This is a genomic window from Janthinobacterium leeuwenhoeki, from assembly GCF_051380795.1.
In the GTDB taxonomy this organism is placed as follows: Bacteria; Pseudomonadota; Gammaproteobacteria; order Burkholderiales; family Burkholderiaceae_D; genus Janthinobacterium.
Window position 1 is genome coordinate 184,367 of record NZ_JBNYXT010000008.1, and the last position, 13,126, is coordinate 197,492.

At 57.5% G+C, this 13,126-nt stretch carries 8 protein-coding genes and 2 tRNA genes; 3 read left to right on the forward strand and 7 right to left on the reverse strand.

Going from position 1 to position 13,126, the window contains the following annotated elements; genetic code table 11:
- Nucleotides 1-540: 540 nt before the first annotated feature.
- From ACQ4WS_RS10040 to ACQ4WS_RS10065, 6 genes are all read right to left on the reverse strand, one after another.
- Nucleotides 541-4,656, reverse strand: a complete 4,116-nt coding sequence (locus tag ACQ4WS_RS10040) for a HigA family addiction module antitoxin (protein ID WP_436475837.1) — start codon at nucleotides 4,654-4,656, stop codon at nucleotides 541-543.
- Between the two features lie 426 nt (nucleotides 4,657-5,082).
- On the reverse strand, nucleotides 5,083-5,277 hold the full coding sequence (locus ACQ4WS_RS10045; RefSeq protein WP_436475854.1) for a hypothetical protein: 195 nt from the start codon (nucleotides 5,275-5,277) through the stop codon (nucleotides 5,083-5,085).
- 229 nt (nucleotides 5,278-5,506) lie between these two features.
- Nucleotides 5,507-5,582: transfer RNA gene (locus tag ACQ4WS_RS10050), tRNA-His, on the reverse strand.
- A 142-nt stretch (nucleotides 5,583-5,724) separates the two neighbouring features.
- The gene (murI, locus tag ACQ4WS_RS10055; protein WP_436475839.1) at nucleotides 5,725-6,570 is read right to left on the reverse strand and encodes a glutamate racemase; all 846 of its coding nucleotides are present in this window, start codon (nucleotides 6,568-6,570) and stop codon (nucleotides 5,725-5,727) included.
- A 68-nt stretch (nucleotides 6,571-6,638) separates the two neighbouring features.
- The gene (locus ACQ4WS_RS10060) at nucleotides 6,639-8,180 is read right to left on the reverse strand and encodes a fumarate hydratase (RefSeq protein ID WP_070218188.1); all 1,542 of its coding nucleotides are present in this window, start codon (nucleotides 8,178-8,180) and stop codon (nucleotides 6,639-6,641) included.
- A gap of 167 nt (nucleotides 8,181-8,347) precedes the next feature.
- On the reverse strand, nucleotides 8,348-8,962 hold the full coding sequence (locus tag ACQ4WS_RS10065; protein ID WP_436475841.1) for a YqhA family protein: 615 nt from the start codon (nucleotides 8,960-8,962) through the stop codon (nucleotides 8,348-8,350).
- Between the two features lie 306 nt (nucleotides 8,963-9,268).
- On the opposite strand from ACQ4WS_RS10065, the gene acs reads away from it, so the two are divergent.
- The 3 genes from acs to ACQ4WS_RS10080 all read left to right on the forward strand — a co-directional run bounded on the left by acs (nucleotide 9,269) and on the right by ACQ4WS_RS10080 (nucleotide 12,368).
- Nucleotides 9,269-11,275 (forward strand): acetate--CoA ligase, encoded by a 2,007-nt coding sequence (gene acs, locus ACQ4WS_RS10070; protein ID WP_436475843.1) that lies wholly within the window; start codon nucleotides 9,269-9,271, stop codon nucleotides 11,273-11,275.
- Nucleotides 11,276-11,485: 210 nt separating this feature from the next.
- Nucleotides 11,486-11,576: transfer RNA gene (locus ACQ4WS_RS10075), tRNA-Ser, on the forward strand.
- Between the two features lie 246 nt (nucleotides 11,577-11,822).
- On the forward strand, nucleotides 11,823-12,368 hold the full coding sequence (locus tag ACQ4WS_RS10080) for a hypothetical protein (RefSeq protein WP_436475845.1): 546 nt from the start codon (nucleotides 11,823-11,825) through the stop codon (nucleotides 12,366-12,368).
- 170 nt (nucleotides 12,369-12,538) lie between these two features.
- Here ACQ4WS_RS10080 and ACQ4WS_RS10085 read toward each other — a convergent pair whose 3' ends face one another.
- Nucleotides 12,539-12,814, reverse strand: coding sequence for a hypothetical protein (locus ACQ4WS_RS10085; protein WP_436475847.1), 276 nt, complete (start codon nucleotides 12,812-12,814; stop codon nucleotides 12,539-12,541).
- Nucleotides 12,815-13,126 lie beyond the last annotated feature (312 nt).

Sequence of the window (13,126 nt, forward strand, 5' to 3'; positions counted from 1 at the left end):
CCTATCAGCCCCTAGCTGTCTTGCCTTTACCTAGTTGGTATTGATTTTTGAGATGCCATGCAGATATGAGGGGGGGACGGCAGCGTCGCCGTCAGTATCTGATTGGGAAAGTGCGACTTATCGTCGGTGCTCGGCCAGGGAGCTCGGCAACGATAGGGTGGTTTGACGTACAGGAAGTGCACGCGCATCGCGCTCACAGGCTCCCGTCGACACTGAGCTACTTTGAGTGGATGATGGTCGCGAAGGGAATGAGCCTGCGTGCAGTCGCGGATCAACTTGAAGTCGGCAAGTCGACTCTGGCGCGGTGGGTCTCCTGCGAAGCTATATCAGGTAACAGTGCCTGACGCGAGCTGAACGAAACGCGGATGCGAAGGCTCTGCTGGCGGCGGGTGCAAACGCGGTGCGCTGATTATCGCCCCAGCCGCCCGTGGCGGCCTTCGTCCGTTTTGATCGTGTGACTCGAAGGTTAGCTTCTGCCGTTCGTGTCGAGGCTCCGCGCCCTCAGGTAATCAGGCCAGTGCTTCAGAGTTAACGACCAGTCTATCGGAGGCGTCGATTGATTTGCTCCTCGGTGTCTTCTCGTGTGGCCTCCCTCTCGTAGGTGTCGGCCAGCTTCAGTAGAAGCTCAGAGGCCACGTATGGAGACGATGCGCGGATTTGCTTGGCTAACGTCCTGTACTTGTCGGCCAGTTGGCGCTCCTGGTCTCCACCGGGGCCCCGAGTGTGTACACCGCGAGAGTTGTAGACACCGGTGTGCGCTCCGCGCATCATATCTTCGGATTGGATGTCTTCCATGACCCGTCTTACTGCCTCGCAAGGCCAGGTGCCGTCCTTTCCGGCCGGTGCCGAAGCAAGGAGCTCTCCAAGCATAAGGTCGGCGATACCGCCTCTGGAGAGCTCAGCGCAGGATTTTCGGACTATGCCAACCCATTTCGCTAGCCGGTCAAAGTGTACGTCACCGTGCTCGTCGCTTCCTGGGATTCGCTTCAACGCCTGAATGAGCTTGTAGCCACGCTCTGCCGTCGCTTTGGCCTTGTCGGCATCTACTTTGAATTCGGGAGGGTCTTCGGCGCGATCCTTGCGTTTGTAGGCCCAGACGATGGCCTGGATCAGCACTTCCGGGTGGTCTTCAACGTAGTGCTCCAGGTTGGGGATCGCAGACTTTGCGCGCCGATCCCATGCCCGGTCCAGTACGTCGATGTACGCGAATTCAAGCCCAGCTTTCTGTTCAAGCGACAGGTCAGAAGACTTATCGATACACTCGAATGCCTTTTCTACGTGGTAGTGCTCAAGCAGGTATTCGTCCGGCTTGTCGTCCCCACCCTGTGACATGGCCGTGAGCAGCTGGACTAGCGTGCGGATCGGCAGCTTCTCGGGGGAGTGCTTTGCGAGCGCAAACGCTGCCCGTGGTCGCTTGGCGTTCATTAGCATATTGACTGCCTTCGCCAATTCCGAGGGGGATTCATGCAGCCAGCCAGGAATGATTTCCTTCCAATACTGAGTCTCAGCCGCCTGGCCATGTGAGCAGACCAGCGCCCAAGTGGCCTCACCAAATGGTGCAAGCAGCAAAAGACGGGTCGCGTTCTCTGGACCTACTGCGGCAATGACTGAGCGGAGGAAAGTGCCTCGGTCCGTGTAGTTAGGTATTGCCCCAAGAATGCCTTGGATCAGCCACTCCGATGCGCGGGCAGCTGGGGTGGCTTCGTTCATTTCCTGGAAAGCGAGAGCTACGAGCGCAAGCAGTTCCTCATCATGGAGCACTCGCTCTGCAGAAAGGGCACCGATAATTCCAGGCGCTCCGCTGTGTCTTGCCAGGTCGAGCAAGCCGCTGATACCTTGCTTCTCGTTGATTTCCTTCAGAGCATCGGCTCGTTGGTCACGGATGCGCCTGTCGCGTTCTGCGAAGTTCGTATTCTCGATGTCTTCGAGCTCATCAGCGGACTCCTCGATCCACGAATTTTTGAAAAGCCACGCGTGCTTGTCAGTCAGGTTGATCGGCTCAAGCGCGGCATATACACCCTTCGCGATGGTCGCATTGTGGGAAGGCTTGCCGTTCTTCTTGGTGCGCAATGCCGCACGGCGAGACAGCGTGGAGGTGCGGATTTTTTCGCGTAAGAATACCTTGTCGCGATCATCGGCGGCCTTTGCCCAGGTCTCGACAATTTCCCAAACGCGGGATTGGTCGACTTCCGAAAGGTCGTGGGGCCGGTCGATAAGATCGCAAAGCATCGAGATCGTGTAACTGGCCTGCGTGAGCGCCAGTTTGATCATCTCAGCCTTGAACTCCAAAATTGGCTCCCAAGTCGGGAACGGCTCACCATGACCGTAGCCATCCGGTCTCCACGTCGGCTTGTGGCTGTGATGCCCGATTTGATGATTATTGCCGAACTGCGCGACGCAAATCTTCCAGGCGACACTGGGGAACTTTGCGAAAAGCGTTCTCATCAACGCTAGCCGTTCTTCGTTGCTGGCCGCAGTTTGGGGCATCCAGGCTCGGAATATGGCTTCCAGAGAGTTCTCAGGCTTATTGACCCAATTGTCATTGATCTCAATCTGAGCCAGCCTCGCAAGAATCAGTGCGGTGCGAGGGAGTGTCTCCACGTTCCATGCCAGTCCTTCCAGCGCCCAGAGTAGACCTGTGCGGCTAGGGCTGCCGAACATACCCGAGCCTGCAGGGCGCAGCAGGCCAAAGACAGCGGGGCTCGCCGCCTTAAGGTCGCGTTCAATGATTGAGAGGAACTCGGTCGGTGCCGCTTCGGCGTAGAGCGGAAGGTCTCGGTCATTAGACTCGAGGATGCGCGTGGTTAGTGGGGTCAGTAGTTCATGCACTACCATGGTCGCCTCGACCTCCGTATCTATGCCGAGACGTCTCTTGAAAAGGCTCACCCCGTGGACGGCTAGGAGCACGAGCGTTTCTGAAATCCCCTGACGGAAGGCCGGAGAGAACTCTCTGGTCTTGCCGTGGATAGAGGCGGCCCAGCGCTGGTCCTCAGCGAGATCAAGGGATGGGTCGTCCTCACCTAGCACCATTCTGGCGACGTTGAAGTAGCGCTTTAGTTCCTCTCGCGTTACGTTACGGGCAATGGTGTAGAGTAGGTCGATCTTCGAGACCACGCCGCGATATGTGCCGATGGACCAGACAGGCGCGTCGTTCAGCTGGACTAAGCGCTGGCAGTCCTTTTCCAGGTCTTCGAAGTTGCGGTCGCCGGCCACCAGTGATAGCCCGATCTTGTCGGTCTCGTTGAGCATGTGCCACGCACCTACCAGCATAAACGCGATGAGGTTCTCAGATGCGTGCTGCTGCGTAGCCCAGAGCGGCATCCGCACCGCCTCGACGGCCGCAAGTCGACGACGCAGTACGGTCAAAGAACGCCCGGATTCGTTTGCTAGATTCTTAATCTCGTCGCGGTTTTTACCGACACTCTTCAGGGCAGATTCGAACGTTTCGAAACCGACCGGCTCGAGAACGATGTCGGGCTCAGCATTGACCGAATTTCTTGGGTACACGACGATGGCCAGCATCTGGTCGGCGTAAGGGGCGAATTCCACCTCGACGTCCCGTGAATGGATGACCGGGATGAAGGACTTTGTTCCTTCGGCCAGTCGCGGCAAGACACCCACTTTGTCGAATACGAGGACCCGGTACCGGAAGGAATCCAATTCAGCGCCACCATTCGGGCCTAAACACTGGGCGACGAAAGCCAGCGCTTCCCCTGTAGAATCTGCCGCAATCACAATCGGCCCTAAGGAAGGTTTAGTGAGGCGGGAGACGAGCTCACGCTTTGCTTCTTCGATGGCTGAATTGAAAAGCGAACCTGGCAATGGAGGTGTCGCCACGTTCGCCCAGTCCGCCCAGCACTTGTCAAGGGAGCGCACCTCATGGGATGGTATCTTCGTTTCGTTCGCGAACCATGCCTGGCCAGGAAGTGACTGTTCTAACCACTGCTCAAGGTCACTGGAGTCATAGGCTCGGACGTCCTTCCAGGCGCATTCGGCTGTCTTCTCATTAACCCAGTTGTCTTTGCCGGGCCACCTGCGTGGGGTCACGAAGACGAATACCCGCTCGGATCGATCTTCTGCTGAAGCTGCTTTCAGACTTTTTTTGTAGTCTTTCTCGGCCTTGGTTTTTGGGTCTTCATTGGTTCCGAACTCCCATCCAGAGCGATTAACAGGAATCCAGGGAGTTCCCTCGCTGGCTTGTACCTTGCCATCCCAGCCAGCGCGCTCGGCATCATCGTTTCCGGGGAAGTCCACTTCCGTGAGGCCAATTCCAGTCGACTGGATCAGAGTCCTCAGGAAGACTGCGAATCGGCTGCGTGCCAAAATGTTATGGTTAGCCCAGTTCTCAATATCGTTGGCCTTGAATGAGAGGAACGGTGGAACGTACATCTTCGCGTTCACCGGGGCACTTTTCTGCTTGGCCTTGAAAGCGTCGTACTGGGCCTGCATATCGAGTAAATCCTTTCGCGGGACGCCGAAAGCCTTCTCGATGCGCGTTGCCATATCGGCCGAAAGGGCCGCATTCCCGTTGAGCAGGTTGGAAAGAGCCGGGCGACCGACTCCGATCAGTTCGGCGGCTTTCGTGACAGACATCTTCGCTGGAAAAACTTCCGCTTTGATGCGCGCTCCTGGGTGAATGGGTCCGTTACTGCTCATGTTTTGCCTCTGGTTGATGTCGGCCGGTCAGGTCAATGAAAGCATAAAATTGTATTGTGTAGCGTTACACAATACAATTTTATTTTACCGGAAAGAAAGGCCGCAGAATTGGCTGCTCTGGTGGTGAATTGAGTATGGCGATAAGTGAGTAGCTGTGGACGTGGCTATGGTTTTCATATCCGTGCCAGTGTTTCGATAATTGTCCGGAGGAAAGTATAGGGAGCACGCTTAGCCTCAGTTTCATTTGTGTCAAAGTCCAGTCCGCAGAGGTGCAGAAATCCTTGCAAAGCAGGGAAAATGTGGGGGGGGGGGCTGGGCAGGCATGCGACCGAACTCCTTGTGCTGGGAGGTCAACTTTTCCCCGAACTCGTCGAACTCGTCGTCGTTCAGGCTATCTTGCCTATACTGGTTGTCGGACAAAAGCGCCTAGCGGACCCAGAACTCGGTGGCAACCTGACGCTGCTCGTCACCCATTGTGCTGATGCGCTTTGCTGTCAGAGAGGCGCGGTTCAGGTCTAAGCGCACCCGGGCCTGGGCGGACACCCTGTCAATTTGGGTCAGTTCGGCATGGGCTCTGGCTTTGGCTTCATAGAGGTCCGACGTTCCAAGGCTGCGGGTGATGTGGGTCTTTTTTTTTTGGGGGGGGGGGGCTGCCGCAAGGCGGCCGGAATACGGCGGCGTACGTACTCGATGCGTTTTTTGCCGCGTTCATAAGGGTTTTCTGCGACTGCTTTCATGTCTGTCACTCCTGATGGGGATGCGGATCGTATAGCAAGTAAATCGCGCCATAATGAAAAAAAGCGCTTGTTTTCCTTAGAAAACAAGCGCTTTTTTCGAAATACAAATTATGTGGGGTGGCTGATGGGGCTCGAACCCACGACAACAGGAATCACAATCCTGGACTCTACCAACTGAGCTACAGCCACCACTGTCTTACTTGCCTGTTTAGCTGTTTTGCTGAACAGGTGCCGAATTATACAAAGAACTCGGCGAAGTGGCAAATCTAAATGCAGTCTTTTTTAAAGAATCGAAAGATTGCATGAAAACGGTCGCTTTTGCTCACGCTGCTCACACGGACAGGTGTTCGACGGGCGGCTGCAAGTCCAGCAAGCCGGCGAAGGCTTGTGCCAGGGACTCGACCTTGGCCGTCGTGTAGCCCTGCAGCTGCGGTGCGTCGTTGTTGATGCGGCGCAGGCTTGCCGCGTCGAGCAAGCGGGCCAGCTGGCGCGCCACGGCGTCGCCCGTGTCGACCAGGGTGATTGGTTCCTGCGTATGCGCGCGCACCGTGCGGACGATGGCGTCCTGCACGAAGGGGTAGTGGGTGCAGCCGAGCACCAGGGTGTCGACGCCTTGTTCCAGCATGGGCGCGATGTAGCGTTCCAGCATGGCGCTGGTGGCGTCCAGCGGGTCGTGGCCCAGCTCGCACTGCTCGATGCGGTCGGCCAGGCCGATGCAGGGCTGCAAGATGAACGTGGCGCCCGTGGCGGCGCTCACCTGTTCGCGCAGGGCCAGCAGCTTGTCGCCGCGCAAGGCGCGTTCCGTGGCCAGCACGGCGATCTTGCCGTTGCGGCTGATGGCCGCCGCCGGTTTCAGGCCCGGTTCGACGCCGACGATGGGCAGGTCCGGGTAGCGCGCGCGCAGCGCCTTGATGGCGGCGATGGTGGCCGTGTTGCACGCCACCACCAGCGCTTTCGCGCCTTGCTGCAATAAAAAGGCGGTGATCGCCAGCGAACGGTCGACCACTTGTTGCTCCGTCTTGTCGCCATACGGCGCATGGGCGGAATCGGCAAAGTACATCAAATCTTCCTGCGGCAGCTGCGCGCGGATATGGCGCAGCACCGACAGGCCGCCCACGCCGGAATCAAAAATGCCGATGGGCGCGTCTGGGTGGGCATTGCTTGCAATAGAAGTCATGGGGAAACCGGAATAGATAAAAAAACGCCGCGCTGATGTTGCCGCGCGGCGTCTATGGTAGAGCTTGTTTAAGCGACCGTCACGGGGATCTTGCTGACGCTATTGAGTTGCTCGATCTTCGCCTGCCACTCTTTCGGACCCGTGTTGTGCACCGAGGTGCCTTTCGCATCCACGGCCACCGTCACCGGCATGTCGACGACGTCGAATTCGTAGATCGCTTCCATGCCCATGTCGGCAAAGCCCAGCACCTTGGCGTGCTTGATGGCTTTCGACACCAGGTAGGCGGCGCCGCCCACGGCCATCAGGTAAGCCGACTGGTGCTTCTGGATCGATTCGATGGCGACCGGGCCACGCTCGGCCTTGCCGATCATGGCGATCAAGCCCGTTTTTTCCAGCATCATGTCGGTGAACTTGTCCATGCGCGTGGCGGTGGTCGGGCCGGCCGGGCCGACGGCTTCGTCGCGCACCGGGTCGACCGGACCGACGTAGTAAATGACGCGGTTCTTGAAGTCGACTGGCAATTCTTCGCCACGGGCCAGCATGTCCTGGATGCGTTTGTGCGCGGCGTCGCGGCCCGTCAGCATCTTGCCGTTCAACAGCAAGGTCTGGCCCGGCGTCCACGAAGCGACTTCTTCTTTCGTCAGGGTATTGAGGTCGACGCGCTTGGATTTTTCCGTGTCCGGCGTCCAGTGCACTTCCGGCCACGACGACAGCGATGGCGGCGTCATGTAGGCAGGGCCCGAGCCATCCAGCACGAAGTGGCCGTGGCGCGTGGCGGCGCAGTTCGGGATCATGGCGACCGGCTTCGACGCGGCGTGCGTCGGGTGCATCATGATTTTCACGTCGAGCACGGTCGTCAGGCCGCCCAGGCCTTGCGCGCCGATGCCCAGCGAGTTGATCTTGTCGCACAGCTCGATACGCAGTTCTTCCAGTTTATTCTGTGGGCCGCGTTGTTTCAGCTCAAACATGTCGATGTCTTCCATCAACACTTCTTTTGCCATCAGCATGGCTTTTTCGGCCGTGCCGCCGATGCCGATGCCCAGCATGCCCGGCGGGCACCAGCCGGCGCCCATGGTTGGCACCGTCTTCATGACCCAGTCCACCAGCGAATCGGATGGATTCATCATGATCATCTTGGATTTGTTTTCCGAACCGCCGCCCTTGGCAGCGACTTTGACGTCGACGGTATTGCCTTCGACCAGTTCCATGTGCACCACGGCTGGCGTGTTGTCCTTGGTGTTCTTGCGGTCAAAATGCGGGTCGGCCACGATGGAAGCGCGCAGCTTGTTGTCATCGAAGTTGTACGCGCGGCGCACGCCTTCGTTGACGGCGTCGGTGACCGTGCCGCTGAAACCTTCGAAGCGCACGCCCATGCCGATTTTCAGGAAGACGTTGACGATACCCGTGTCCTGGCAGATAGGACGCTTGCCTTCCGCGCACATGCGCGAGTTGGTCAGGATTTGCGCGATCGCATCTTTTGCCGCCGGGCTTTGCTCGGCCGCGTAGGCGCGTGCCAGGTGCTCGATGTAATCAGCAGGGTGGTAGTAGCTAATGTACTGCAACGCTGCGGCGACGGATTCGATCAGGTCTTCTTGCTTTATGACAGTCATGGTGTTCTCGCGGTGGATAAGAAGGGTAAGGCTTTGATGCTGTTTGCTGTTTGTCAATCAGTATAGGAGCGCCAGAAAAATGTTCAGGGCTAGGCGCCTTGCCGAAGGCAGTACGAATGTACGACTAGGCAAGGCAACAACGCCATGGACTTTTTTATGGATGCTCCTTAGTGGGGTGCTCGGGCCTGGTTCTGCGTCACCGTCATGATGCGGTCCGTGTACGCAATCGCCATGGCCGACAGGATGAAGACCATATGGATCACCGTTTGCGCGATGATCACTTCGATCTTGTAGGAATTGGCGTTGATGAAGGTCTTCAGCAGGTGGATGGACGAAATGCCGATGATGGCCATCGCCAATTTTGTCTTCAGCACGGACGCATTCACATGCGACAGCCATTCCGGCTGGTCTGGGTGGTCATCGAGGTGCATGCGCGAAACGAAGGTTTCGTAGCCGCCAATAATGACCATGATCAGCAGGTTCGAAATCATGACGACGTCGATCAGGCCTAATACCACCAGCATGATGGTCGCTTCATTGAGTTTGGTCGGCAGGGCGCCGCCCGGCACGGCCACGGCCGTCAGCACGTGCTGCAGGGCGGCATCATTGCCGAACACGGCGCCGATCAGGTCGGATAATTCCACCCAGAAATGGAAGACATACACACATTGTGCGAGGATCAGTCCCAGGTATAGCGGCAACTGCAGCCAGCGCGACATGAAGATGAAGGAGGACAGCGGGTGCAGTTTGCTATGTTTGGGTTTTTGTGAATGGTCGATCATCTGGAGTTTCCTGGGGGTAAATACCAATTTTTGGTATGCCCGACATTTTACACTTGCTGCTGATGACTGCGCATGGCCTTGCTCCTGATTATTAAGTTTGATGAAACACGAAGTGGTATTGAACCTTCGGCGCACCACGCATTTTCCCAGCGAAAATACTGTACGGCGTCCCCTTGACTCCTATTGCCGAAGGCGCTTATGGTTAGCCTTGATAGGGGTAAAACGCTGCATAAACGCGACATGTAAGGCGTCCGTAAGACACGGGGGCTATCGTGTTAGCAAACAATTACTACACTGGAGACAAGCATGAGCGCTACAGAAAACCAAGGGCAGGGCACGCAGCAGCAGGGACCGGAAGAGTCGCGCGTATTTCAACCGTCGGCAGCGTTTGCCGCGCAGGCAACGATTTCCGGCATGGATGCCTACCGCGCCATGGTGGCCGACGCCGAACGCGACTACGAAGGCTTCTGGGCCAAGCTGGCGCGCGAAAACCTGAGCTGGAAAAAGCCGTTCACCCGCACCCTGAACGAAGACAACGCCCCGTTCTACAAATGGTTCGAAGACGGCCAGCTGAACGTGTCGTATAACTGCCTGGACCGCAATATCGAAAATGGCCTGGGCGACAAGACGGCCATCATCTTCGAAGCGGACGACGGCACGGTCACCAAGGCAACATATACAGAGCTGCACGAAAAAGTCTGCAAGTTCGCCAACGGCCTGAAAGCCAAGGGCATCGCCAAGGGCGACCGCGTGATCATCTATATGTCGATGTCCGTCGAAGGCGTTGCCGCAATGCAAGCCTGCGCGCGCATCGGCGCCACGCATTCCGTGGTGTTCGGCGGCTTCTCGGCGAAATCCTTGCAGGAACGCATCATCGACGCAGGCGCCGTGGCCGTCATCACGGGTGACGAGCAATTGCGCGGCGGCAAGAAGTTGCCATTGAAATCCATCGTCGACGAAGCGCTGGCGCTGGGCGGCTGCGATTGCGTGAAAAACGTCATCGTCTACAAACGCACGGGCAGCGACTTGCCGATGGTGGCCGGCCGCGACACCTGGCTGCACGACCTGGTCGAAGGCCAGAGCGCGCAATGCGAGCCGGAATGGGTCGATGCCGAGCATCCACTGTTCATCTTGTACACCTCCGGTTCGACGGGCACGCCGAAGGGCGTGCAGCACTCGAGCGGCGGCTACCTGCTGTGGGCCGCACTGACGATGAAGTGGAGTTTCGACATCAAGCCGGACGACGTGTTCTGGTGCACGGCCGACATCGGCTGGGTGACGGGCCACAGCTACATCGCGTATGGCCCGATGGCCGTGGGCGCCACGCAAGTGGTGTTCGAAGGCATCCCGACCTACCCGAACGCGGGCCGTTTCTGGGAAACCATCAAGAAGCACAACGTCAGCATCTTCTACACGGCGCCGACGGCCATCCGTTCGCTGATCAAGGCGGCCGACGTGGACCCGAAAGTCCATCCGAGCAACTACGACCTGACCAGCCTGCGCCTGCTGGGCACGGTTGGCGAACCGATCAATCCGGAAGCGTGGATGTGGTACTACAAGCATATCGGCGGCGAGAAATGCCCGATTGTCGATACTTTCTGGCAAACGGAAACGGGCGGTCACATGATCACCCCGTTGCCAGGCGCCACGCCGATGGTCCCCGGTTCCTGCACCCTGCCATTGCCCGGCATCATGGCCGCCATCGTCGACGAAGCGGGCCAGGACGTGCCGAACGGCCAGGGAGGTATTTTGGTGGTGAAGCGCCCATGGCCATCGATGATCCGCACGATCTGGAACAACCCCGAGCGTTTCAAGTCCAGCTACTTCCCGGAAGAGCTGGGCGGCAAGATGTACCTGGCAGGCGACGGCGCCATCCGCAACAAGGAAACGGGCTACTTCACCATCACGGGCCGCATCGATGACGTCTTGAACGTGTCGGGCCACCGCATGGGCACGATGGAAATCGAATCGGCCCTGGTGGCCAACCCGCTGGTGGCCGAAGCGGCCGTGGTGGGCCGCCCGGACGACACGACAGGCGAATCGATCTGCGCCTTCGTGGTGCTCAAGCAAGCGCGTCCGACCGGCGAGGAAGCGAAACGACTGGCGCTGGAGCTGCGCAACTGGGTCGGCAAGGAAATCGGCCCGATTGCGAAACCGAAGGAAATCCGTTTCGGCGACAACCTGCCAAAAACCCGCTCCGGCAAAATCATGCGCCGCCTGCTGCGCGTGCTGGCCAAGGGCGAGACGATCACGCAAGACGTCTCAACCCTGGAAAACCCGGCGATTCTGGATCAGCTGAAGGAAACGTCCTGATGTTGCTTGGGTAGCCGAAACCCAAACAAACATCCGGGGTCGGACCCTCAGGGTCCGACCCCGGCCCTTGCCGGGTTACTGTATGGCGCTACTTTTACTGCAGGGTAAATAACTTTGGCAGTCTGTAGAATCTTTGCTATAATCTGCGGCTTCGCGACAAGCGATATGCAGTACACAATGTGAGCAAGCAAGACGCGCGCATTGCCTTCAGGAGAGATGGCTGAGCGGCTGAAGGCGCACGCCTGGAAAGCGTGTATAGGGTAATACTCTATCGGGGGTTCGAATCCCCCTCTCTCCGCCAAAGACGAAAAAGAAAAAGCTACCCCCGGGTAGCTTTTTTTTCGTCTGTAGGCGGAGAGAAGCACGCCCCCTGCGGGGCGTGCGCGGGGGATTCGAAGGGTCGGGCCTACCGGCCCGGCCCTCTCCGAATCTACTGGCTGCTGCCGCTGCGCGGCAGCTTCGCGCGCCGCAGGCGCGCGTTCGTGGTTCTAATTAGGTTTCGACTGAGCAAGCTTTTACGGCGCCCAATGCATCAGTCCGTGTACGAATGGCGGACCTGACCCCGGCACTTAGTATTTGTTACCGCCTCAAGCGTTCGACCGACCATCGTTACACAAGCAATCTACGACTTCGCTCCCTCGCATTTAACAGCCTCTTCGTACGAGGTACGCACGACTGGTGGAAGCAGAAAGCCTATATGACGGTCATGTGGTGGATACAACCGATAGTAAAAATCACTCTCGAAGCCATCGCCTACGTCTTCACGGAGAAATATCGCAGGCTTATTGCAGGCATCACACTTTGCGAACGTGTGCTCCTCAGGCGGGGCTTCATCAGGAAGGAGGTGTACCTGCAATGGATGGAAATTGGTGTGCTTTTCACACTGGTCGCAGTAGTAGATCAAGGCTTCTCCAATTGGAACGGTTGCTTCTGCCGAACTCGGCAGAGGATATTCAGAACAGCAGCTTGGTCGTCAGCAAAGCTCACAAATTTTCATTCAAGACAAAAACGTGTCATTGCTGGTATTTGCGATTGCCTGTATCTTCTTTTGAGTTTTACTCACGTTCAACGGCGGCTTTCGCCCCAAAGCTGACGCTACCGCAGCCGCCGGTTGACGTGAGCAATTGGTACTGAATCTTTCAGACGATGGTCCGCGTCTGATGCAGCCCGTCGTACTTTGTGGTGGGCCATTATGATTGATCGAACAGACTGCTGTTGATCGGGCAGTGATAGGCAAACGCCCTGGTCGCGCGGCCCGGTCAATTACTCGGCATCGAAGAAACGCTGTCCCCCAGCATGCTCCGCAGCGACATACTTAAACCTGCTTTCGTGGAGCATCACGTCTCGGGTATTCACGACCTTATTCGGATATATGGCTAGATAACTTTGGTACAGCGCATTTGAAGTCTCGGAATTGTGGTCGGCCAACTCCTTCACTTTCTCCGGTGAGTACCCTTTCACAGCCTGTGCGATAAATTCCTCTGCGACGTCAAGATTGGCACCTAAGCACCGTTTCGGTTTGCTACTATGGTCTTCCATGAACTTCCTCTCATCGTAGGTGAAAAGCAATCAAAATGCCGCCTTAGGTTGAACCACCGCTCTTGGCCGATTGCCGCACTAGGGAAGCGCTGATCAATGCGCTTTTTCGCCAGCGCGCCGCGTGAATTGGCGGCCGAGCAAGATCATCAGCAAATAGTTGCATTTTTGAGAGCCGATACAAGCTCTTTTGGAACAAATTGGTGCTGCGTTCTTCGCCTTTCGTCGATCAAGACGGTTTTCGGGTTTCGGTGACGGTAAAGCGCCTGCCGGCCAGCACCAGATTGGCGAACGCAAACAACGTAAACAGCTGCG

Excerpts from the sequence above, each read along its gene's own strand:
- acs (WP_436475843.1), top strand. The coding sequence starts at position 9,269 with ATGAGCGCTACAGAAAACCAAGGGCAGGGCACGCAGCAGCAGGGACCG.
- ACQ4WS_RS10080 (WP_436475845.1), top strand. The coding sequence starts at position 11,823 with ATGGCGGACCTGACCCCGGCACTTAGTATTTGTTACCGCCTCAAGCGT.
- murI (WP_436475839.1), bottom strand. The coding sequence starts at position 6,570 with ATGACTTCTATTGCAAGCAATGCCCACCCAGACGCGCCCATCGGCATT.
- ACQ4WS_RS10085 (WP_436475847.1), bottom strand. The coding sequence starts at position 12,814 with ATGGAAGACCATAGTAGCAAACCGAAACGGTGCTTAGGTGCCAATCTT.
- ACQ4WS_RS10065 (WP_436475841.1), bottom strand. The coding sequence starts at position 8,962 with ATGATCGACCATTCACAAAAACCCAAACATAGCAAACTGCACCCGCTG.
- ACQ4WS_RS10040 (WP_436475837.1), bottom strand. The coding sequence starts at position 4,656 with ATGAGCAGTAACGGACCCATTCACCCAGGAGCGCGCATCAAAGCGGAA.
- ACQ4WS_RS10060 (WP_070218188.1), bottom strand. The coding sequence starts at position 8,180 with ATGACTGTCATAAAGCAAGAAGACCTGATCGAATCCGTCGCCGCAGCG.